14 protein-coding genes are annotated in these 23,379 nt (G+C 73.8%); 9 read left to right on the top strand and 5 right to left on the bottom strand.

The genetic code is table 11. The features are described 5' to 3' along the window. Nucleotides 1–167: 167 nt before the first annotated feature. The 5 genes from ACFV46_RS30340 to moeZ all read left to right on the top strand — a co-directional run bounded on the left by ACFV46_RS30340 (nucleotide 168) and on the right by moeZ (nucleotide 6,474). Nucleotides 168–1,841 (top strand): DUF3492 domain-containing protein, encoded by a 1,674-nt coding sequence (locus ACFV46_RS30340; RefSeq protein WP_385500576.1) that lies wholly within the window; start codon nucleotides 168–170, stop codon nucleotides 1,839–1,841. Nucleotides 1,842–1,899: 58 nt separating this feature from the next. Continuing rightward, the gene (locus tag ACFV46_RS30335) at nucleotides 1,900–3,144 is read left to right on the top strand and encodes a hypothetical protein (protein ID WP_385500575.1); all 1,245 of its coding nucleotides are present in this window, start codon (nucleotides 1,900–1,902) and stop codon (nucleotides 3,142–3,144) included. Between the two features lie 208 nt (nucleotides 3,145–3,352). Next, nucleotides 3,353–4,354, top strand: coding sequence for an NAD-dependent epimerase/dehydratase (locus ACFV46_RS30330; RefSeq protein ID WP_361925834.1), 1,002 nt, complete (start codon nucleotides 3,353–3,355; stop codon nucleotides 4,352–4,354). Then, nucleotides 4,342–5,232 carry a spherulation-specific family 4 protein gene (locus ACFV46_RS30325; protein ID WP_361925836.1) on the top strand — a complete coding sequence of 297 codons (891 nt, stop codon included), beginning with the start codon at nucleotides 4,342–4,344 and terminating at the stop codon, nucleotides 5,230–5,232. Before ACFV46_RS30330 ends, ACFV46_RS30325 begins: the two co-directional genes overlap by 13 nt. 63 nt (nucleotides 5,233–5,295) lie before the next feature. Beyond that, on the top strand, nucleotides 5,296–6,474 hold the full coding sequence (gene moeZ / locus ACFV46_RS30320; RefSeq protein WP_361925838.1) for an adenylyltransferase/sulfurtransferase MoeZ: 1,179 nt from the start codon (nucleotides 5,296–5,298) through the stop codon (nucleotides 6,472–6,474). Here the strand turns inward: moeZ and ACFV46_RS30315 are convergent, their stop codons facing one another. The 5 genes from ACFV46_RS30315 to ACFV46_RS30295 all read right to left on the bottom strand — a co-directional run bounded on the left by ACFV46_RS30315 (nucleotide 6,475) and on the right by ACFV46_RS30295 (nucleotide 13,901). Continuing rightward, a complete protein-coding gene (locus ACFV46_RS30315; protein WP_385500573.1) occupies nucleotides 6,475–7,359 on the bottom strand; it encodes a hypothetical protein in 885 nt (294 codons plus the stop codon). 112 nt (nucleotides 7,360–7,471) lie between these two features. Next, nucleotides 7,472–7,657, bottom strand: a complete 186-nt coding sequence (locus tag ACFV46_RS30310; RefSeq protein WP_361925842.1) for a hypothetical protein — start codon at nucleotides 7,655–7,657, stop codon at nucleotides 7,472–7,474. A gap of 87 nt (nucleotides 7,658–7,744) precedes the next feature. Then, entirely contained in the window at nucleotides 7,745–9,292 is a 1,548-nt protein-coding gene (locus ACFV46_RS30305) for an alpha/beta hydrolase (protein ID WP_385500572.1), read from the bottom strand. Between the two features lie 134 nt (nucleotides 9,293–9,426). Then, nucleotides 9,427–10,974, bottom strand: coding sequence for an alpha/beta hydrolase (locus ACFV46_RS30300; protein ID WP_385500571.1), 1,548 nt, complete (start codon nucleotides 10,972–10,974; stop codon nucleotides 9,427–9,429). 140 nt (nucleotides 10,975–11,114) lie between these two features. Next, nucleotides 11,115–13,901, bottom strand: coding sequence for a lysylphosphatidylglycerol synthase domain-containing protein (locus tag ACFV46_RS30295; RefSeq protein ID WP_385500570.1), 2,787 nt, complete (start codon nucleotides 13,899–13,901; stop codon nucleotides 11,115–11,117). Nucleotides 13,902–14,087: 186 nt separating this feature from the next. Between ACFV46_RS30295 and ACFV46_RS30290 the strand changes: the two genes are divergently transcribed. The 4 genes from ACFV46_RS30290 to ACFV46_RS30275 all read left to right on the top strand — a co-directional run bounded on the left by ACFV46_RS30290 (nucleotide 14,088) and on the right by ACFV46_RS30275 (nucleotide 23,283). Beyond that, on the top strand, nucleotides 14,088–14,474 hold the full coding sequence (locus tag ACFV46_RS30290) for an MGMT family protein (protein ID WP_376729389.1): 387 nt from the start codon (nucleotides 14,088–14,090) through the stop codon (nucleotides 14,472–14,474). 311 nt (nucleotides 14,475–14,785) lie between these two features. Continuing rightward, a complete protein-coding gene (locus ACFV46_RS30285; protein ID WP_385500568.1) occupies nucleotides 14,786–18,136 on the top strand; it encodes an ATP-dependent helicase in 3,351 nt (1,116 codons plus the stop codon). A gap of 124 nt (nucleotides 18,137–18,260) precedes the next feature. Next, nucleotides 18,261–21,869: a UvrD-helicase domain-containing protein gene (locus ACFV46_RS30280; protein ID WP_385500566.1), complete on the top strand. Its 3,609-nt coding sequence runs from the start codon at nucleotides 18,261–18,263 to the stop codon at nucleotides 21,867–21,869. 10 nt (nucleotides 21,870–21,879) lie between these two features. Beyond that, on the top strand, nucleotides 21,880–23,283 hold the full coding sequence (locus ACFV46_RS30275) for a dipeptidase (protein WP_385500565.1): 1,404 nt from the start codon (nucleotides 21,880–21,882) through the stop codon (nucleotides 23,281–23,283). Nucleotides 23,284–23,379 lie beyond the last annotated feature (96 nt).

Below are 23,379 nucleotides of genomic sequence, written 5' to 3'. Positions count from 1 at the left end.
TCCCTCTCTCCCCTCGCACCCGCCGTGTTTTAGAAGCCCGGCGACCGTTGTTGGGTCTTTTCTTCACCCCCCCCCCCCCCCCCCCACCGCCTTGTGCGCATACGTTCTTCCCGCTGTGAGCCGCCGCCCGACGGCGGCTCCCCTCAAGGGAGATCGGGGGTGTACTCGTGCGCATCGGACTGATTGCGGAGGGTGGCTATCCGTATGTGAGCGGTGACGCCAGGCTCTGGTGCGACCGGCTCGTACGCGGGCTCGGGCAGCACGAGTTCGACATCTACGCGCTCAGCCGTAGCGAGCGTCAGGAGGACGAGGGCTGGGTCCCCCTGCCCCCGCAGGTCAGCCGGGTGCGCACGGCGTCGCTGTGGACCGCCGAGGACGACGGGGCCGGGTACGGCCGCCGCGCCCGCCGGCGCTTCGAGGAGCACTACGGCGCGTTGGCGGCCGTTCTCTGCGCGGGCGGCGACCGAGGGGCGGACGGCGTCTCCGAGCCCCCGTCGGCCCTCCAGGCGGACCGTTTCGGCAACGCGCTGTACGGGCTCGCGGAACTCGCCCGCGACGAAGGCGGACTCGTCGGCGCGTTACGGTCCGAGACCGCCGTACGCACCCTCGAGCGCGCCTGCCGCGCACGGGACGCGACGCGCACGGCGCGCGAGGCGCGCGTCCCCGACCTCCTCACCGTCGCCGCCCACCTCGAACGCGCCCTGCGCCCCCTCTCGCTCGACTGGTACGAGGACGACGGGCTCGGCGCCGCCGACCTGAGCCACGCCACCTCCGGCGGCACCGCGGCCCTGACCGGCCTGCTCGCCCGGCACTTCTGCGACGTACCCCTGCTGCTGACCGAGTACGGCGTCCGGCTGCGCACGCAGTACCTCGCCGGCACCGGCGCCCCGCCCGCCGTACGCGCCCTCCTCGCCGGCTTCCACGGCGCCCTCGCCGCCGAGGCGTACCACCGGGCGGCCGTCATCACGCCGGGCAACGCCCACGCCCGCCGCTGGCAGGAGCGCTGCGGCGCCGACCGGTCCAAGCTCCGCACCGTGTACCCCGGCATGGACGCCTCCCGCTTCGCGGAGGTCGGCGAGGCGTCCTCGTGCGCGGACCCCGACACGCTGGTCTGGGTCGGCCGCGTCGAACCCGCCAAGGACCTCGTCTCCCTGCTGCACGCCTTCGCCGAGGTCCGCAAGGAGGAGCCGAAGACCCGCCTGCGGATCGTCGGCGCCCCGGCGGGCCCCGAGGGGGAGGCCTACCTCGGCCACTGCAGGGCGCTGGCCGCCCAGCTCTTCCCCGACGAGGCCGACGGCCCGCACACCGTCGGGGAGAACCCGGTCTCCTTCGAGGAGATCGGCGGCCCGCACCTGCCGTCCCTCGCCGACGCGTACGCCTCCGGCGCGGTGACCGTCCTGTCCAGCGTCGTCGAGGGCTTCCCCGTCGGCCTGGTCGAGGCCATGCTCTGCGGGCGCGCCACCGTGTCCACCGACGTCGGCGCGGTGGTCGAGGTCATCGGCGGCACCGGCCTCGTCGTACCGCCGCGCAACCCCCGGGCGCTCGCGGAGGCGTGCGTGACGCTGCTGCGCGACCCCGAGCGCCGTGAACGCCTCGGCGCGGCGGCCCGCGCGCGAGCGCTCGAACTGTTCACGGTCGAGCAGAACGTCGCGGCATTTCACGGCATTTACCTCGACGTCGTCGCGGGCACACCGGTCCGGCGCGTGGTCCTCGACGACGCCGGCGCCCCGCTGCCGTTCGGCGTCCCGGCCGAGGCGCATGTGCCCGGCCACTGGACGAACAACCGCAGGCACGCCGGGCCGCCGGAGGCGACGGCTCCTCTGCCGGAGGGGGCGCGATGAAGGGCGTGTGGATGGGTGGGGCGCCGGCTCGGCCGGCCCCGGCGCGGGAGGAGACGCGATGACCGCCGCAGGAGGGACCGACCAGCCCCTGACCGCGCCGGGCGGCCCGGAGGTCTGGGACGAACGCGCCGAGGAATGGCTCACGGCCGACGCCGACGGATCCGAGGACCAGGCCCTCGCCGGGCCCCTCGACCGGCCCCGCCCGCCCCGCGCGGGCGCCGATCCGGTGAAGGCCCTGATGCACCGGCACCACGACCTGTGCGCCCGCGCGATCGACCCCCTGGAGATCGCCGCCGGCCTCGAGGCCCACGGCATCACCGACCGCACCGCCGCCCGCTTCCGGCACCGGGACGTGTTCTCGCTGGCCGAGGAGATGTCCGCGCGCGTGCCCCGCGACGGCGACGCCCCCGGCGACCCCGCGCCCGTCGCACCGCCGCGCGTACGCGCCGACTGGGTGCTCCTCACCCTCCTTCCCGGCGCGCTCGGCGCGGCCACCCTGGCAGCGGTGCGCCTCACCCACGGCCAGCCCCGTCTCGTCGCGGCCGCCGTGGGAGCGCTCGCCGTGCTCCTCGCGCTGCGCGCGGCCCTCGCCAGGGGCCCGCTGTCGACCACGCACCCCACCCGCCCGACGGCGACCTGGACGGGCTGGCTCCTCGGCTACGCCCTCCTCGGCGACGGCCTCCTGCGCGCGGCCCTCACCGGCGGCCCCGACACCCTGCCGTCCGGTGGCGCCGACAGTCCCTGGCCCCTCACGGCCGCGCCCCTCCTGGCCCTCGCGCTCTCCTGCGCCCCCGCGGCCTGGTGCGCGCACCTCCTCGCCGTACGGGCCCGCCGCACGCTGTCCTCCAGCCGGGCCCTGGCCGACTTCGCCACCTCGGTGCAACCCCTGCTGCTCCTCGCGTTCGCCACCTACGTCGCCGCCCTCGCGGCCCTCACCGCCGTGACCGCCGCGGCCCTGGCCGAGCCCGCCCTCTACCCGGAGACCCTCACGCTGGGCGCCCTGCTCTTCCTCGCCCGCCTCCTCACCGTGCACGGCTTCACCCACGCCCCGGCGCTCGTCCTGACCGCCACCGCGGCGGCCGAGGCGACGGCCCTCGCATGCGTCTTCGCGGCCCGCCTCCCGGGCTGCGCGTGGCTGGCGACCCCCACCCGGGCGCTCGCCGACACCTGGGGAGCCGCCACCGTCCCGGCCCTCGCCTGCGGCGTCGCCGCCCTGGCCCTGCTGCTCCACGCGAGCCGCACCCTCACCCGGGCGTCGGCCCACGCGGCGCCGGCCGACGCGGCGGGGGAGGAGCGGTGGTGAGCCGGCGACCAGGTGGAGCCGTCGCCCGGGGCACACGGCCGGCTCCCCGCGTCCTCGCTCCGGCCGCCACCCCCCGCTCCCCCCACTTCTCCCGCTTCTCCCACCACCTCTGGCCCCCGGCCCGAACCGCCGGAGGCACCCCGACGAAGGAGAGACCTCCCATGACCACCTCCCGACCCGACCTCCCCTCGGCCCCGGGAGCCGCGCGATGAGAGTCCTGCTGATCGGAGCCAACGGCTATCTCGGCCGCTTCGTCGCCGACCGTCTCCTCGCCGACCCCGCCGTCCAGCTCACCGCGCTGGGCCGCGGCGACGACGCGGACGTCCGGTTCGACCTCGCGTCCGGCAGCCCCGGCGCCCTCACCCGCTTCCTCGACGCGGTCCACCCCGGCGTCGTCATCAACTGCGCGGGCGCCACCCGCGGCGGCGCCCGCGAACTGACCCGGCACAACACCGTCGCCGTCGCCACCGTCTGCGAGGCCCTGCGGCGCAGCGGCTGCGGCGCCCGGCTCGTGCAGATCGGCTGCGGTGCCGAGTACGGCCCGAGCCAGCCCGGCTCCTCCACGGCCGAGGACGCCGTGCCCCGCCCCGGCGGCCCGTACGGCGTCAGCAAGCTCGCCGCCACCGAGCTCGTCCTGGGGTCCGGTCTGGACGCCGTCGTGCTGCGGGTCTTCTCGCCCGCGGGCCCCGGCACCCCCGCCGGTTCCCCGCTCGGCCGCCTCGCCGAGGCCATGCGCCGGGCCATGCAGTCCGGCGACGGGGAGCTGAAGCTCACCGGGCTCGGCGCCCAGCGCGACTTCGTCGACGTCCGGGACGTCGCCCGCGCCGTCCACGCCGCCTCCCTCTCGGCGGCGCAGGGCGTCATCAACATCGGTTCCGGGCGCGCCGTCCGCCTGCGCGACGCGGCGGCCGTCCTCGCCCGGGTGGCCGGGTACGGCGGCGCCCTGCACGAACTCGACGGCCCGCCCGGCCCGCTGCGCGCCACCATCGGGCACCCCCGGGGCGACTCGGACCACTCGGCGCACGGCGTGCACGGCGCCCATGCCGGTCACGCCGGGCACAACGCCGCGCCCGTGGCCTACCCGGACGGCTGCGGCAGCTGGCAGCAGGCCGACGTGCGCACGGCCCGCGACCGGCTCGGGTGGCGCCCCCGCATCAGCCTCGAGGAGTCCCTGGGCGACATCTGGATGGAGGCGGCATGCCGTATCTGACCGGTACGCCCACGACGACCGCGAGCACGGACCTGCGCCCGGGGCTCGGCATCCCCGGCCTGGCCCACCCCCTGCTCGCACCCGCCGAGTGGGCGGAACTGACCCGCCCCGGCGCGCCCGTGCACTGGGCCGTCCTCAACGTCGCCGACGGCCCCGGCACCCAGCCCGACCCCCACTGCCTGGAGGCGGCCGGCCGCCTCCGCAACGCGGGCGTCCACGTCCTCGGCCACCTCGACGCGTCCCGCCTGGACACGACCCGCTTCGACGCCGCCCGCCCCGGCGCACCGCGCCTACGCGCGATCGGCTCGGGTGCGACGGGCGCAGGCGCTCTGGGCGCAGGCGCGGTGGGCTCGGGCGGACCGGGCCCAGGCCGGCCCGGAGGGGGCGGCGGCCGGAGTCTCGGCGACCTGATGTCCGAGGCCCAGCGGTACGTCGACTGGTACCGGGTCGACGGCTTCTACCTGGACCGCTGCCCGATCGAACGCACCGATCTGCCCGAGACCCGCCGCGCGGTCGGCAGGCTGCGCGCGCTGCGTGACAAGGCCCACATCGTCCTCGCCCACGGCACCCACCCCCACCCCGGATACGCCGAGTGCGGCGACCAGCTCGTCACCTTCTCCGGGCCCTGGTCGGAGTACCGGTGGTCGCAGGTGGCGGAATGGACGGCCGACTATCCGCCCGGCCGCTTCTGCCACTTGGTCCACGGGGTGCCGCGCGGGCACCTGGACGAGGCGCTGCGCATCGCGCGCTGGCAGGGTGCCGCGACCGTCTGGTTCACCGACCGCACCGACCGGGGCGGGCGCACCGACCCCTGGGAGGCCATGCCCGGCTACTGGGACGACATCGTCTCGCGGATCGGAACAGGTGTCTCGGAATGAAAAAGGCCATGGCACTGTTACCAGGAGAACAAATGTAGTGATCGACCGACCAACGGAGTCCCCGTGTCGCTGCCACCCCTGGTCGAGCCCGCCCCCGAGCTCACCGTAGACGAGGTTCGCAGGTACTCCCGCCACCTGATCATCCCCGACGTCGGGATGGACGGGCAGAAGCGGCTGAAGAACGCCAAGGTGCTCTGTGTGGGCGCCGGCGGCCTGGGCTCGCCGGCGCTGATGTACCTGGCCGCGGCGGGCGTCGGCACGCTCGGCATCGTGGAGTTCGACGAGGTCGACGAGTCGAACCTCCAGCGCCAGATCATCCACAGCCAGGCCGACATCGGCCGCTCCAAGGCCGAGTCCGCCCGTGACTCCGTCAAGGGCATCAACCCGTACGTGAACGTGGTCCTTCACGAGGAGCGGCTCGAGGCCGACAACGTGATGGACATCTTCAGTCAGTACGACCTGATCGTCGACGGCACGGACAACTTCGCGACGCGCTACCTGGTCAACGACGCCTGCGTGCTGCTGAACAAGCCGTACGTGTGGGGCTCGATCTACCGCTTCGACGGCCAGGCCTCCGTGTTCTGGTCCGAGCACGGCCCGTGCTACCGCTGCCTCTACCCGGAGCCCCCGCCACCGGGCATGGTCCCCTCCTGCGCCGAGGGCGGCGTGCTGGGCGTGCTCTGCGCGTCCATCGGCTCCATCCAGGTCAACGAGGCCATCAAGCTCCTCGCGGGCATCGGTGAGCCGCTGGTCGGCCGCCTCATGATCTACGACGCCCTGGAGATGCAGTACCGCCAGGTCAAGGTCCGCAAGGACCCGAACTGCGCGGTCTGCGGCGAGAACCCCACCGTCACCGAGCTCATCGACTACGAGGCCTTCTGCGGCGTCGTGTCCGAGGAGGCCCAGGAGGCGGCGGCCGGCTCGACGATCACTCCCAAGCAGCTCAAGGAGTGGATCGACGACGGCGAGAACATCGACATCATCGATGTCCGCGAGGTCAACGAGTACGAGATCGTCTCGATCCCCGGCGCCCGTCTGGTCCCGAAGAACGAGTTCCTCATGGGCACCGCCCTGGAGACCCTCCCGCAGGACAAGAAGATCGTCCTGCACTGCAAGACGGGTGTCCGCAGTGCGGAGGTCCTGGCGGTCCTGAAGTCCGCGGGCTTCTCGGACGCGGTCCACGTCGGTGGCGGCGTCATCGGCTGGGTCAACCAGATCGAACCCCACAAGCCGGTCTACTGATCAGCCACTCCGCCCACCAGCGGCCCTGACGAAGCCCACGGCTCTGAACTGCTCAGATGCCGTGGGCTTCTGTCGTTTCTGGATTGGCGCCGCCTCCGTCGTCGGTGCGTGCGGCCAAGATGCGCCCGCCGTTGAAGGCAACACTGTGGGGAGGGGCTTCGGGAGCCAGGACGGCGTCGCCATGCGGCATGGGGCCACCTGACAGGCCATCACGGTCCTGCCGCGCGCCGTCGGCGCACGAGATGGGCCATCACCGCGCACACCGCCACCGGTACGGTGACAAGCACGGTCCACCACGGTATGCCGAGCCACACCGACGCGACGCCCACGCTCACGCCGACGCCGACGTTCGTGAAGGTCAACCACCTGCCGTACGGCTCCCAGACGTAGGGCGCGTAGGCGGTCGGCCTCCAGGCGGACCACGCCGAACACCAGAGACTGAGCCCCCAGCAGCGCGACGAGGACACCCAGGGCGGCGTTTCCCTGGCGCTCGTCGCGAGGCGCGTCGGTGGTCTCCTGGCGGACGCCGTCCTTGCTGAGAAGGACGATGTCGCCACGCCAGCCGGTCGCGATGACCTCGTCACCCTCATGCAGCTTGTCGGAGAGCTGCCCAGAGTCGCTGAGGCGCACGGCTTCCTGCCAAGAGGCGTCGCCCGGGTCCTGGAGGGTCGCCTCGTACGCCGTCACCTTTCCCGTGTGGATGGACTCGGCCTTCGCGACGGTCAAGTGCCGGGTGGTGAGGCAGTCCTTCGCGGCCGTCTCCTGCGGGGCCGCCTGCGCGGGGCACGGCTCGGCCGCCCGATAGTGCTCGTAGCGCTCCTGCTGGCCCGGCACCCACACCGTGAACGCCAGGTAGCTCAGCACCGCCCACAACAGCGACAGCACGATCAGCGTGACGCCCGTGAGCCGCGCCCGGCCCGGCGACTTGCGGTCGCCACGGGCCTTGTCGCCGGCCGCCGCCCAGGTCCGCTCCGCCAGAACTGATCCCCTCCGTCCGTCACTGCCGGTTCGGCCGGCCGAGGCGCCTCTCCTGTACGTACCGACGGACCACCACCGTGATCGCCGCCAGCAGCGCCACCGCCCAGATGCCGGTCTCCACGCCTCCCATGCTGCTGCCGAGTGCCAGCAGTACCAGTGCGAACACCGCGATGATCAGCACAAGGCTCACGATCAGGTTGCGCAACGTCCTACCCCCCCCATGAATGCGGGCTCCTGCCCTGGCGTGCATGATCGCAGGGGGTGGTGGGCGCGTAAAGATCTTGGGTGATCCTCAGGAGCAGACCTTGCCGTCCTTCGGGACGGTGCCCTTGAGCAGGTACGCGTTGACCGTGGAGTCGACGCAGGCGCTGCCCTTGCCGTACGCGGAGTGGCCCTCGCCCTTCCAGGTGAGCATCACCCCGACGCCCTTGCCGAGTTCGTCGGCCATCCGGCGCGTGCCCTCGTAGGGGGTCGCCGGGTCGCCGGTGTTGCCGACGAGGAGGATCGGAGCGGAGCCCGGCGCGCTCACCTCAGGGGTGTCGTACTGACCGGAGACCGGCCAGTCGTGGCACCAGCCGGCCGTGTCCCAGCCCAGCATCGGACCGAACACGGGTGAGACCTTCTCGAAGCGCGGCAGGAGCTTCTTGGCGTCCTCGGCCGTCGGGCGCTGCTTGTCGTCCAGGCACGATATGACCCGCTGCGAGTGGCTGCCCGTGCCGTACTTCCCCGACGCCTCACGGTCGTTGTACTCGTCGGCCAGGGCCAGGAGCTCGGTGCCGTCGCCCTGTCGGGCCGCCTGGAGCGCGCTGGTCAGGGTCGGCCAGCTGGCCTTGCTGTACAGCGGCCTGATGATCCCGGTGAGCGCGAGCGACTCGGTGAGCCTGCGGCTCGACGACGTCGGCAGCGGATTCGCGTCGATCCGCTTCAGCAGGTCGACGACCTCACGGGTGCCCGCCTCCGCGCTCCTGCCCGTGGACTTCAGGTAGTTGTCGAGCGCGCGCTGGAAGCCCAGCGCCTGGTTCTCCGCGTGGCCCGCCGCGTCGGCGCTCGGGTCGACCACCGCGTCCAGGACGATCCGGCCGACGTTCTTCGGGAACAGATGGGCGTAGACGCCGCCCAGTTCGGTGCCGTACGAGATGCCGAAGTAGTGGGTCTTCCGGTCGCCCAGCACCTGACGCATCAGGTCCATGTCGCGGGCGGTGTCGGTCGTCGACACATGCGCTATGAGGGAGCCTCCGGCCTTCTGGCAGCCCTTCCCGAAGTTCGCGGCGTCACGGAAGTACGCCGTCTCCTCCGCCGGGGTGTCCGGCGTCAGGTCGACGGCCTCGGACGCCTGGATCTCCTGGTCGCGGCGGCAGCGCACGCCTTCACTGGCGCCCACGCCACGCGGGTCCCAGCTCACCAGGTCGTAGCGCTCGCGCAGCGCGGACGCGCCCGCCGAGTACCAGGGCAGGGTGGCCAGGCCCGAGCCGCCGGGGCCGCCGAAGTTGAACAGCAGGGAGCCGATGCGGTCGTCCCCGGTGGCCTTGGCGCGGATCAGCGCGAGGTCGATCGGCCTGCCTTCGGGCTTCTTCCAGTCCAGCGGCGCCTTGAGCGTCGCGCACTGCCACTCGCCGCCCGGCGCGGGCGAGCCGCCGGTGGCCTTGCAGCGCCCCCAGTCCAGATCCTGCGAGGTCAGGGAGGAGGGCAGCGCGGTCCCGGAACTCGCGGCCGGCGCCGAGGCGCTGCCGCCACCCGTGTCCCCGTCGGACTTCGGGTCGTCCGACGAGCCCCCGCTGCACCCGGTCGCGAGCAGCGCGGCGGCAGCCGTCAGAGCCGTCCACCGTACGAACCGTGCCATGCCGTGTCCCCCCTCGCGGGCCCTCCGCACCGTGCAGCGGAGGGCGGTCCGGCCATACTAGGCGGATCACGGAAAGCCCGTCGGACCCTGTGGATAACTCTCTGACCTGCGAATATGTAAGAGATGGGCGAGTTTCAGCCGCAGACCGTCCCGGCGGGGGGCACCTTCCCGTCCAGCAGATAGCCGTTCACCGCGTCCCGTACACACTTGTTGTCGCTCTCGTACGCCCCGTGCCCCTGCCCCTTGTAGGTCATCTCGACGCCCACCCCGTCGCCCAGCGCCCGCGCCATCTTCCGGGCTCCCCCGTAGGGGGTGGCCGGATCGCCGGTGTTGCCCACGACGAGGATCGGTGCCGAGCCGGGCGCGCTGACGTCGGGATGGTCGGCGGCGCCGGGCACGGGCCAGTCGGTGCAGCCGAGGATCGACCAGGCGAGGGCGTCGCCGAAGAGGTCCGAGGCCTTCTGGAACTCGGGCAGCCGCTCCTCCACGAACGCGGGGGTGTAGCGCTGCTTCTCGTCGGCGCAGTTGATGGAGACGTTGGCGGCCGAGCTGTTGTTGTACTCGCCGTTCTCGCTGCGTCCGTTCAGCGAGTCGGAGAGCAGCATGAGGGTGCTGCCGTCACCGTCGTACGCCTGCTCCAGGCCCTCCGTGAGGTAGGGCCAGAAGTCCTTCGAGTAGAGCGCCTGCAGGATGCCGTTGGTGGCGTCGCTCTGGGTGAGCTCGCGCGGGAAGATGCCTTTGATCGGCTTGCTGTCGAGGTCCTTCAGCAGCGTGGCGATGCGGTTCTCGACGTCCTCGGGGGTGTCGCCGATCGGGCAGTCCTCCGCCTGGGAGGCGCAGTCCTCGGCGAAGTTGCCGAGGGCCAGCTGGAAGCCCTTGGCCTGGGCGAGCGACTCCTGCTCGGGAGTCTGGGTGGGATCGACCACCGCGTCGAACACCGCCCGGCCGACCCTCTTCGGGAACAGGTGGGCGTAGACGCCGCCCAGTTCCGTGCCGTACGAGATGCCGAAGTAGTGGAGCTTGTCGTCGCCCAGCACCTGGCGCATCAGGTCCATGTCGCGGGCCGCCTCGGTGGTGCCGACGTGCGGGAGCATCTCGCCGGAGTTCGTCTCGCACGCTTTGTTGAAGTCCCTGGTGCTGTCGACGAGCTCCGTGCGCTCGGCCGCGTCGTCCGGTGTCGCGTCCTGCTGGAAGTAGGCGTCGAGCTGCTGGTCGTCCTCGCACCACACGGGGGCGCTGCGACCGACCCCGCGCGGGTCGAAGCTCACCAGGTCATAGCGGGTGCGCAGGGTCTCGTAGGACTTGCCGAAGGCCGGCAGGGTGGTGACTCCCGAGCCGCCCGGCCCGCCGAAGTTGAAGATCAGGGAGCCGATGCGGCGGTTCTCCGGAGCGGTGGTCCTCACCCGGATCAGCTCGATCTCGATGGTGTCGCCCTTGGGGTCGTCCCAGTCGCGTGGCGCCTTCATCCGGGCGCACTGCCAGGTGCCGTCGTCCGGGAGCGGCGAGGGGCTGCTTCCGCCCCCCTGCGCCTGCGAGGGCGCCGGGCAGTCCCGCCACGTCAGCTTCTCCGCCGTCAGGTCACGGTCCCCTGAGTCGTCGTCCCCGCAGGCCGCCAGAGCGGAGGCCAGCAGCAGGGCGGCGGCGGTCAGGGCGGCGGCGCGCAGCCGGGGCGGGTTCGGCATGATCCCATCCTGCGGTCGTGCGGGGCGCGGCGCCCGGGACGCGGGCCGTACGAGGTACGGCGGCGCCACGCTCGTCCGGTGCCCCTCCACCGTACGGCGCCCGCAGGAAGTACATCCCCCACGGCCTGCCGGTCGGGCTCCTACAGCGCGCCCTTGCGCGTCAGATGGTTGAAGGCGAGCCAGCCGGGCAGCACCGGCAGCCACAGGGTCAGCAGCCGGAACAGCAGCACGGCGGGCGCGGCGACCTCGCTGGGCAGGCCGACGGCGATCAGGCCGACGGTCAGCGTGGCCTCCACGGCGCCGACACCGCCCGGTGTCGGGGCGGCGGAGCCGAGCGCGTTGCCCGCGAGGAAGACGACGGCCACGCTGGCGATGCTCAGCGAGGTGCCCTCGCTGCCGAACGCCCTGATAGAGGCGTCCAGGCACATCACGAAGCACGCGGTCAGCAGCAGCATGCCGCCGATGCCGGTGACCAGCTTCTGCGGCCGCTGGAGCACGTCCAGCATGCGGGGCACGACGCCCGCGAACAGCGACCTCACGCGCGTGACGACGAATTTGCGCAGGAACGGCACCGACGTCACGACGAGCACCAGCACCGCCACCGTCAGCAGGCCCGCGATGACCGTGCGGGACGGCGACAGAGAGGGCGTCTTCTCGGTTCCGGTGAGATAGCCGAAGGACAGCAGCATCAGGATGTGGCAGCCGAGCCCGAACAGCTGGGACGCGCCGACGCTCGCCACCGCGAGCCCCGGCCGCACTCCCGCGCGCTGCAGGAAGCGGGTGTTCAGGGCGACGCCGCCGACCGCGGCCGGCGCGACGATCTTCACGAACGATCCGGCGACCTGCGCCGCCACCGTCCGCCGGAACGGCACCCGCTCGGGCACGAAGCCGAGCAGGGCCATCGCCGCCGCGAAGTAGCTGGCGGCGGAGAACAGCACGGCCGCGGCCACCCAGCCCCACTGGGCGTTCGCGACGAGCGGGCCGAACTCGATGTGCGTGAGCTGCGTGAGCAGGAAGTACGCGCCGATGGCGCCCGCGATGAAGCTGATCAGGGTGCGTGGGCGCACCCGCTCCAGCCGGGCCGGTTCGACCGGCGCCTGCGGCCTGATGCGCAGCACCTCGTGCCGGATCAGCGTGAGCAGGTCCTCCTCGCGGGCGTCGTCCAGGGCCTCGTCCAGCGCCCGCTTCTCGGCCCGCGCCTGCGCCCGCACGGCCTTCTTGTCCGGCTTGTCGGACTCGGCGCCGGTGTGGGCGGCGGCCTCCTCGCTGCGGGCCTGCTTGGACAGCCGCGACGCCTCCAGGACCGCGTCGCGCTCGCGCTGGGCCCGTTCCCGGGCGAGCCGGCGCAGCGTCGCGCGCGTGGAGCGGCTCAGCGCGATGGGCTGGAGCATCGGCAGGCAGTCGGCCACGGCGTCCGGGCCGAGCACGCCGACCGCCGAGGCCACGGCACGCTCGGCGCCGACCCGCAGCCCGAGGGTGACCAGCAGCTGGGAGATGTCCATGCGCAGCAGCAGGCTGTTCGCCGCGATCTCGCCGATCCGCAGATCGGTGATGATCACCTTGCCGGAACGATCCACCAGGATGGCGTCGCCGACCAGCCTGCGGTGCGCGATACGGCGGGACTGCAGCGCCTTGACCTGCAGCCAGGTGTCCCGGAGCAGATCGTCGGTGATCTCGTCGTCCGCGAGCGAGTCCAGGGTGTGGCCGCCGGTGTGCTCGTAGACCAGCATCACGGCGTCAGGGCCGAGCTCGGAGGTGGCGATCAGCTTGGGTGCGTTGGCCCCGGCGGCGATGGCCGCGTAGGCGAGCAGGGCCTCCTGCTCCAGGGCCTGCCGCAGCGACTGGAGGCTGCTGCGGGTGGCGAAGCCGCGCAGCGTGAGGTTGCGCCACGCGCGGTAGAAGAAGCCCTGCGCCTGCTGCTCCCGGTCGACCACCGTGACGTCCAGCGGAGGGCCGTCCTCCAGGGTGACGAAGTAGCGCCGGCCCCGGTCGGTGGCGGTCTCCTGGGGGTCGGCGACCTCCTCGCGGGCCGCGCTCACGGGGCGGAACCCGACGTGCCGCAGGCCCGCCATCAGCGTCCGTCCCGTCGGGCGGACGTTGGGCGAGCCGACCGCGTAGAGCGTGCCGTAGGCGACGGCCCAGCCGATCAGCAGCGTCAGCAGGATCGAGAACGGCGTGGTGTAGCCGGTGACCAGCATCGAGAAGGCGTACAGGACCAGGACCGCCCACAGCACCGCGCGCCAGCGGGGTCTGCGGGACATGCCCACGGCGGTCATGTACGCGATGACCGGCGCGAGGTAGCCGTGCACCGGGTCGGTGAGCGAGCCGACGTCACCGGGGGCGGGCTGGGTGAGCGCGTCCCGGATGGACTCCGGGGCCGCCCGCGCGACCCACAGGTCTGTGGCGAGTGTCACCCCGTGCGCGAGGACGGCCGCCAGGACGCCGTCGGCGATGCGCAGCCCGTCTCGTTTGATCAGCCGCTCGATCGCGAAGGCCACCGGGACCAGCAGGATGGCGATGCTGGACACCAGGCCCGCGAGCTTGCTGAACAGGTCGGGAGCCTGCCCGGTGCCCTTGTTGATGTCCTGTTCGAGGCCCGAGGTGGTGCCGTGCGCAAACGCGGCGATCGCGAGGAGCAGCACGATCCCCAGGACACCCGCCAGCACCCGGACGAGGTCGGAGGGGCGGTGCACGCGCGCGGGGAGCAGCGGTTCGTCGCCCTCCACCTCGTCGGCATGCGCCTCCTCGACGACCTCGGCGGTTTCCCCGCCGGTCGCGGGGTCCGCGTCGGAGCCCCCGCCGACCTGCTGTTCCTCGTCGGCGGTGGTCCCCTCGGGGTCCTTGTCGCCCGCGGGCGCGGTGTCAGGGCGCGACGAAGCGCCGGACGTGCTCTCCGCGTCCTCGGGGTGCACGCCCTGCTGCTTCATCGTCTCTTCTTGATCTCGTATCACCAGTCACCGCCCGCACGATGGTGGCATGCCCCACCGACACACAGGGGCATCAGGGTGCAAACGCGGGGGCGCACAGTCTGCCCGAAGCGTGGCCCCGGGGCGAGGGCTACGCACGGTGGCGGGCGCGTCGCGTTGTCGGTGGCGTGGTGCAGGATGGGGCGGATGAGCGAGGAGAGCCTTCCGGACGGCGCCCGTCCGCAGCACACGGACGCGCTGCCGGAGTACGCCGAGCGGGTCCTGGAGGTCGCCGAGCTGATCCCGCCCGGGCGCGTCATGACGTACGGCGACGTGGCGGAGTGGCTGGAGCAGGGCGGGCCGCGCCAGGTGGGCCGGGTGATGGCCCTCTACGGCGGCGCCGTCCCGTGGTGGCGGGTGGTCCGCTCGGACGGCGTTCTGCTGCCCGGTCACGAACTGCGGGCCCTGGAGCACTACCGCGCCGAGGGCACGCCGCTGAAGGAGGCGAGCAGGGCCGCCGAGGGCCACCTGCCGCGCCTCGACATGAGGCGGGCGCGCTGGGACGGCGGTGGACGCGCACAGGGTCACACCTGACAGCTTCCGCCATCGGCGGGTCCGCCGTGTGACGCGTGACGCGTCCCGAGACGGGAGGGCACGTCCGAGGCATGACGTACGTTCGTGAGGCGAGGGACATAGGTGCCAGGAGTGACCCCAGGGATGAAGCGGAAGCCCTGCTTCCGTGGCGTCCCGCGGCGTAGCGTCTGCTGCGCGTGTCCCCCTCACCCCGCGGTCACCGCTCTCCCCGCGCGGAAGGCGGCCGCCCGCGGCCCCGGCCACCGCCTCCCGGCGACGGCGCAGCGCGCCGGCCACGACCCCTTGCACACCCACCAGGACCGGCGAACCACGTGAGCTCCTCTTCCTCCACCAGGCGCCTGTCGCACACCCCGGTGCGACAGGGGACCCGTGGCGCTTACCGGTTGGTGCGAACCCCTCCGGCCCAGCCGGCTCCCCCTCGTCTTGACGCCGCCCAGCGCTCGGTGGTTGACCACACCGGCGGCCCGATGCTCGTCCTCGCCGGCCCGGGCACCGGCAAGACGACCACGCTCGTCGAGTCGGTGGCGGCCCGCATCGCGCGCGGGGGCGACCCCGAGCGCATCCTCGTGCTGACGTTCAGCCGCAAGGCCGCCGTGGAACTGCGCGACCGCATGGCCCTGCGCATCGGCGCCGCCCGCGCGCCCCAGGCGACCACGTTCCACTCGTTCTGCTACGCCCTGGTCCGCGCCCACCAGGACCACGACCTGTTCGTCGAGCCCCTGCGGCTGCTCTCCGGCCCGGAGCAGGACGTGACCGTCCGCGAGCTGCTCGCCGGCCAGCCCGAACTGGAACGGCTCGGGCTCGCCCATGCGCGCTGGCCGGACGAGCTGCGCGCCTGCCTGACCACCCGCGGCTTCGCCGACGAGGTCCGCGCGGTGCTCGCCCGCAGCCGCGAGCTGGGCCTCGGCCCCGGCGCCCTCGACGACTTCGCCCGGCGCATCGGCCGCCCCGACTGGCGGGCAGCCGCCTCCTTCCTCGCCGAGTACCTGGACGTCCTCGACCTCCAGGGCGTCCTCGACTACGCCGAGCTGGTCCACCGCGCGGTCCTGCTCGCCCGGCGACCCGACGCCGCCGAGGCGCTCGCCGCGCGGTACGACGCCGTGTACGTCGACGAGTACCAGGACACCGACCCGGCCCAGGTACGGCTGCTGCGCGCCCTCGCCGGCGGCGGCCGCACCCTCGTGGCCTTCGGCGACCCCGACCAGTCGATCTACACGTTCCGCGGCGCCGACGTGAACGGCATCCTGGAGTTCCCGGGCACCTTCCCGCGCGCGGACGGCCGCCCCGCCCCCGTCGAGGTCCTGCGCACCTCCCGCCGCTCCGGCGCCGCGCTCCTCGCCGCGACCCGGCTGCTGACCCGGCGCATGCCGCTCACCCGGCTCCCGGCCGACAAGGTCCGCGCCCACCGCGAACTGACCGCGGTCCGCGAGGGCGGCCGCGTGGAGGTCCACACGTACCCGACGGCGGGCACCGAGCTGGACAACATCGCGGACATCCTGCGCCGGGCCCACCTGGAGGACGGCGTCCCCTGGAGCGACATGGCCGTCCTGGTCCGCGCCGGCTCCCGCACCATCCCGACCGTCCGCCGCGCCCTCACGGCCGCCGGGGTGCCCCTGGACATCGACGGCGACGACCTGCCGCTGCGCCACGAACCCTCCGTCGCGCCCCTGCTGACGGCACTGCGCGCGGTGGCCACGGCGGTGGCGGGGCAGGGACGCGCGGAGGAGGGACCGGCCGACTCCGCCTCCTCCGATGACGAGGGGACCGAACCCGCCCCGTGCTGGCTCGACACCGAGACCGCCCTGACCCTGCTCACCTCCCCGCTGGCCGGCATGGACGCCGCCGACCTGCGCCGCCTCGGGCGGGCCCTGCGGGACGAGGAGCGGGCCGCGGGCAACCCGCTGCCGCCGCCCTCCGACGAGCTGCTCGCCCGCGCGCTGGCCGAGCCCGAGCGGCTGGCCGTGCACGACCCCACATACGCGCGGGGCGCCCAGCGCCTCGGCGCGCTGCTCCGCACGGCCCGCGAACGCCTCGCGGGCGGCGGTACGGCCGAGGAGGCCCTGTGGGACCTGTGGGAGGGCACCCCGTGGCCCTCCCGCCTGGAACGCGCCGCCCGCCGCGGCGGCGCCGCCGGCCGCAACGCCGACCGGGACCTGGACGCTGTGTGCGCCCTGTTCGCGACGGCGGCGCGCGCGGAGGAGCGCACCGGCGGCCGGGGCGCCCTGAACTTCCTCGAGGAGATCGACGCCGAGGACATCGCCGCCGACACCCTCACCCGGCGGGCCGTACGCCCGGACGCCGTGCGCCTGATGACCGCGCACCGCTCCAAGGGGCTGGAGTGGCGCCTGGTCGTCGTCGCCGGGGTCCAGGAGGGCCTGTGGCCCGATCTGCGCCGCCGCGGCTCGCTCCTGGAGGCCGACCGGATCGGCCGCGACGGACTCGCCGAACCGCTCACCCCCGGCGCTCTGCTCGCCGAGGAGCGCAGGCTCTTCTACGTGGCCGCCACACGCGCGCGTGAGCGGCTCGTCGTCACGGCCGTGAAGGCACCCGCCGACGACGGCGACCAGCCGTCCCGCTTCCTCACCGAGCTCGGCGTGGAACCCGTCGACGTGACCGGCCGTCCCCGCCGCCCGCTGTCCGTGGCCGCCCTCGTCGCCGAACTCCGGGCCACGACGGTCGACCCGCGCGCGTCGGACGCCCTGCGCCGGGCGGCGGCGCTCCGGCTGGCCCGGCTGGCCGCGCTCGCCGACGACGACGGCCGTCCGCTGGTGCCCGCCGCCCACCCCTACCGCTGGTGGGGCATGTGCGAACCCACCGAGTCGAAGGTGCCGCTGCGCGACCGCGACCAGCCCGTGGTGCTGTCCGGCAGCGCGCTGGACCAGCTGGCCAACACCTGCTCCCTGCAGTGGTTCCTGGGCCGCGAGGTGAAGGCCGACGCGCCCGCGACCGTCGCCCAGGGCTTCGGCAACGTGGTGCACGTCCTCGCCGACGAAGTCGCCTCGGGGCACACTCCGGCCGATCTCGCGGTCCTCATGGAACGGCTCGACTCCGTCTGGAACGCCCTCGCCTTCGACGCCCCGTGGAAGTCCGAGCAGGAGAAGGCCAACGCGCGCGTGGCGCTCGAACGCTTCCTCCGCTGGCATGTCATGGACCGCGCGGGCCGCACCCCGGTGGCCAGCGAACACGACTTCGACGTGACGCTGGAGGCGGGCGACTTCGAGGTGCGCATCCGCGGCCAGATGGACCGCGTCGAGGCCGACGCCGACGGACGCGCCTACGTCGTCGACTTCAAGACCGGCAAGCAGGCCCCCAGCGCGGCCGAGGTGGCCCGCCACCCCCAGCTCGCCGTCTACCAGCTCGCCGTGCGCGAGGGCGCCGTCGACGAGGCCTTCGACGGTGCCCGGCCCGAGCCGGGCGGCGCCGAACTCGTCCAGCTGCGTCAGGGCGCCGCCCAGCGGGACGGCGGCGACACGCTGCCCAAGGTGCAGGCACAGCAGCCGCTGGACGGTCCGGAGGGGGAGTGGGTCGGCGACCTGCTGGCCACGGCGGCCGGAAAGGTCCTCGACGAGCGGTTCACACCCACCGCGGGGCAGCACTGCACGCACTGCGCGTTCCGCGCGTCGTGCAGCGCGCGCCCGGAGGGACGGCACGTGGTCGAGTAACCCGCCCCTCTGCGCCCCAGTGACCGGCGTGACGGATCGCACCACCCGCTTCGACCTGCGCTTCCTCCGTCCCGGCGGACCGATCCGGCACACGCTGTCAGTGGCCGCCGCTAGCCTTCCTTAGGTGCCCACCCGTATCACCGACCCCGAGCAGCTCAAAGAGCTCCTTGGCATCCCGTTCACCCCGGAGCAGACGGCCTGCATCACCGCACCGCCCGCCCCGCAGGTGATCGTGGCCGGCGCCGGATCGGGCAAGACGACGGTCATGGCGGCCCGCGTGGTGTGGCTGGTCGGCACCGGCCAGGTCGCGCCGGAGCAGGTCCTCGGCCTGACCTTCACCAACAAGGCCGCCGGCGAGCTCGCCGAACGCGTCCGCAAGGCCCTCGTCCGGGCCGGGGTCACCGACCCCGACGCCATCGACCCGGACCGGCCGCCGGGCGAACCGGTGATCTCCACGTACCACGCGTTCGCGGGCCGCCTGCTGACCGATCACGGCCTGCGCATCGGTCTCGAACCGACGTCCCGGCTGCTCGCGGACGCCACCCGCTACCAGCTCGCCGCGCGTGTGCTGCGCGAGGCACCCGGCCCCTACCCGGCCCTCACCCGCTCCTTCGCCGACCTCGTCAGCGACCTGCTCGCCCTCGACGCCGAGCTCTCCGAGCACCTCGTGCGGCCCGAGGCGCTGCGCGCCCACGACGCCCGGCTGCTGCTCACCCTCCAGGGCGTCAAGCTCAGCAACGCCGACCTGCGCAAGGTCCCCGAGGCCGCCGCCGCGCGCCGCGAGCTCGCCGACCTCGTCGTCCGCTACCGCGCCGCCAAACGCGAACGGGACCTGCTCGACTTCGGCGACCAGATCGCCCTCTCGGCGCGCCTGGCACAGATGCCCGAGGTCGGCCGCCTCCTGCGCGACGAGTTCCGGGTCGTCCTCCTCGACGAGTACCAGGACACGTCCGTCGCCCAGCGCGTCCTCCTCGCCGGACTGTTCGGCGACGGCACCGGGCATCCGGTGACCGCCGTGGGCGACCCCTGCCAGGCGATCTACGGCTGGCGCGGCGCCTCCGTCGCCAACCTCGACGACTTCCCCGAGCACTTCGCCCACGCCGACGGCCGCCCCGCCACCCGCCAGGCCCTCAGCGAGAACCGCCGCAGCGGCGGCCGCCTCCTCGACCTCGCCAACGGCCTCGCGGAGCCCCTGCGAGCCCTGCACGCGGGCGTGGAGGCCCTGCGCCCCGCCCCCGGAGCCGAGCGCGACGGCATCGTGCGCTGCGCCCTCCTCACCACTCACGCCGAGGAGATCGACTGGATCGCCGACTCCGTCGCCCACCTGGTGAACACCGGCAAGGCACCCGGCGAGATCGCCGTCCTGTGCCGTACGGCGACCGACTTCGCGGAGATCCAGGCAGCGCTCGTCGCGCGGGACGTCCCCGTCGAGGTGGTCGGCCTGTCCGGCCTGCTCCACCTGCCCGAGATCGCCGACCTGGTCGCCGTCTGCGAGGTCCTCCAGGACCCCGGCGCCAACGCGTCCCTGGTGCGGCTGCTCACCGGCCCGCGCTGGCGCATCGGCCCGCGCGACCTCGCCCTGCTGGGCCGGCGCGCCCGCCTGCTGGTCTCCCACGCGCGCGTGGACGGCGACGACGACCCCGACCGCCGTCTCGCCGAGGCCGTCGAGGGCATCGACCCGGCCGAGGTGATCTCCCTCGCGGACGCCCTCGACACATTCCTGGAGACGCCGCTGGACGGCGCCGGGGACGACGACGGGCTGCCGTTCTCCCCGGACGCGCGCGTGCGCTTCGCCCGCCTCGCCGCCGAGCTGCGCGACCTGCGCCGCTCCCTGTCCGACCCGCTCATGGACGTCCTGCACCGCGTCCTCGCCGTCACCGGCCTGGAGGTCGAGCTGTCGGCCTCCCCGCACGCGCTCGCCGCCCGGCGCCGCGAGACCCTGTCCAACTTCCTCGACATCGCCGCCTCCTTCGCGGCCGGCGACTACGAGGCTTCCCTGCTCGCCTTCCTGGCCTTCCTGCGCACCGCGGCCCAGTACGAGAAGGGCCTCGACAACGCCCTGCCGGGCGGCGACAACACCGTCAAGGTGCTCACCGCGCACAAGTCCAAGGGGCTGGAGTGGGACGTCGTCGCCGTCCCCGGCCTGGTCACCGGCACCTTCCCCAGCACGCAGGGCCGCGAGAAGTGGACCGCGCAGGGCAAGGTGCTCCCGCACGAGCTGCGCGGCGACGCCGATACGCTCCCCGACGTCGGCTCCTGGGACTCCCGGGGCCTCAAGTCCTTCCACGAGGCCATGAAGGAGCACCAGCACACCGAGGAGCTGCGCCTCGGCTACGTCACCTTCACGCGCCCCCGCTCGCTGCTCCTCGGCTCCGGCCACTGGTGGGGTCCCAGCCAGAAGAAGCCGCGCGGGCCCTCCGACTTCCTGCTGGCCCTCCACGACCACTGCGCGGCCGGCCACGGCGAGATCGAGGTGTGGGCCGACGAGCCGGCCGAGGGCGCGGAGAACCCGGCCCTGCTCCGGGAGGGCGCCGAGCACGCCTGGCCGCTGCCTCTGGACGAGACCGCCCTGGCCCGGCGCCGGGCGGCCGCCGAGACGGTCCTGGCGCACCTGGAACGGCTGGCGTCCGAGGACGACCCGGTCGCGACGCACGACCCCGACACCTACGACGACCCCGACTGGCCGCCCCCGCCGGACGAGGACGACGACCCCGCGTACGGCCACCCGGGCGACTCCGGCGCATCCGAGTTGTGGGACGACGCCCCCCTCGACGAGGCCCCTTTCGAGGACGACGCCTACGACGACGCCCTCTACGACGGCGCCCCCCGCGAGAGCGCCGTCCCGCACGAGAGAGCATCCGACGAGACCGCCGCCGCCCCGACCGCCGAACACGGGCGCCCTCGCGACCCGGAGCCCCAGCCCGCCGCGCGGCCGTCCATCCCGCACCAGGCGGCGCCGCCGCGCTCCCGCACACCGGACGGCGAACACCTCACACCCGAGGAGGCCCGCACCCTCGCCTCCTGGGACCGTGATCTCGACGCCCTCACCGGCGAGCTGCTGCGCGCCCGCGCGAGCGTCACGGACGTACCGCTGCCCGCGTCCCTGACCGCGTCCCAGCTGATGCGGCTGGCCGCCGACCCCGACGGGTTCGCGAAGGAACTCGCGCGCCCCATGCCGCGCCCTCCGCAACCCGCCGCACGTCGGGGCACCCGGTTCCACGCATGGGTGGAAGCCCGCTTCGAAGAGTTGACGCTGCCGATGCTGGAGCCCGACGAGCTGCCCGGCGGCGAGGCGGAGATCGCCGACGAACGCGACCTGGAGGCTCTCAAGGAGGCCTTCGAGCGCACGGAGTACGCGCACCGCACGCCGTACCGGGTGGAGGCCCCGTTCCAGCTGGCGATCGCCGGCCGGGTCGTACGCGGCCGGATCGACGCCGTGTACCGCAACGGCGAGGGCGACGGGACGACGTACGAGATCGTCGACTGGAAGACCAACCGCGCCCGCACCGCCGACCCCCTCCAGCTCGCCCTGTACCGGCTCGCCTGGGCCGAGCAGCAGGGCGTCCCCCTGGAATCGGTCGACGCCGTCTTCCTGTATGTCCGCAGCGGCGAGGTCGTGCGCCCGGACGGCCTGCCGGACCGCTCGGCGCTGGAACGCCTGCTCACCGGCGAGCCCGCCGGGAAGACGGAGTGTGAGGAACCGCCCAATCAGGATGTCGGCTCGGGCCGATAGGCTCGGGCCTATGAGCCAGACCCCGGACGACGCTGTCCGTACGTACATCGAACAGCACAGCACCACCTTCCTCGAGGACCTCGCGGAATGGCTGCGCATCCCGTCCGTCTCGGCTCAGCCCGCGCACGCGCCCGACGTCCGCGGCAGCGCCGAATGGCTCGCCGCCAAGCTGCTGGAGACCGGATTCCCGACGGTCGAGGTCTGGCCCACGCCCGGCGCCCCCGCCGTCTTCGCGCACTGGCCCTCCGGCGACCCCGAGGCGCCCACGGTCCTCGTCTACGGCCACCACGACGTGCAGCCCGCCGCCCGTGAGGACGGCTGGGACAGCGAGCCCTTCGAGCCCGTCGTCCGCGACGGACGGCTGTACGCGCGCGGGGCCGCCGACGACAAGGGCCAGGTGTTCTTCCACACACTCGGCGTCCGGGCCCACCTCGCCACGACCGGCCGCACCGCCCCGGCCGTCAACCTCAAGCTGCTGATCGAGGGCGAGGAGGAGTCCGGCTCCCCGCACTTCCGCGCCCTGGTCGAGGAGCGCGCCGACCGGCTCGCCGCCGACGCCGTGATCGTCTCCGACACCGGCATGTGGGCCGAGGACACCCCCACCGTGTGCACGGGCATGCGGGGCCTCGCCGAGTGCGAGATCCGGCTGCACGGTCCCGACCAGGACATCCACTCCGGCTCGTTCGGCGGCGCCGTCCCGAACCCGGCGACCGCCGTCGCCCGCCTGGTCGCCGCCCTCCACGACGACCACGCGCGCGTGGCGATCCCCGGCTTCTACGACGGAGTCGTCGAGCTGACCGACCGCGAGCGCGACCTCTTCGCCGAGCTGCCGTTCGACGAGGCGCGCTGGTTGCGCACCGCCAGATCGCACGCCACCCACGGCGAGGCCGGCCACACCACGCTGGAACGCGTCTGGGCCCGCCCCACCGCGGAGGTCAACGGGATCGGCGGGGGCTACCAGGGCCCCGGCAGCAAGACGATCATCCCGTCGTCGGCCATGGTGAAGCTGTCGTTCCGGCTGGTCGCCGGACAGGACCCCGACCACATCGAGAAGGCCGTCCGCGCGTGGGCCGCCGAGCAGGTGCCCGCGGGGATCCGCTGCGAGATCACCTTCAGCGGGGCCACCCGGCCGTGCCTGACGCCGCTCGACCACCCGGCCCTCCAGTCCGTCGTCCGGGCCATGGGCCGTGCCTTCGAGGGGCCCGTCCGCTTCACGCGCGAGGGCGGCTCCGGGCCCGCCGCCGACCTCCAGGACGTGCTCGGCGCGCCCGTGCTCTTCCTCGGCATCTCCGTCCCCTCCGACGGCTGGCACGCCCCGAACGAGAAGGTCGAGCTCGATCTGCTCCTCAAGGGCGTCGAGACCACCGCCTACCTGTGGGGCGACCTCGCCGCGCACTGGCGTCATGCGCCCTGACGCACCGCCCCACCTGGAGCGGCATCGCGCGCGGCACACTGGAGACGCCGCCTCACAGCGCCGAGCGCTGCCGCCCCCGGTCACCTCCTGTCCCAC

Origin of the sequence: Streptomyces sp. NPDC059852 (genome assembly GCF_042731455.1) — a bacterium.
GTDB lineage: Bacteria > Actinomycetota > Actinomycetes > Streptomycetales > Streptomycetaceae > Streptomyces.
The sequence above is the reverse complement of the archived record's forward strand: the minus strand, read 5'-3'. Positions and strand labels throughout refer to the sequence as shown.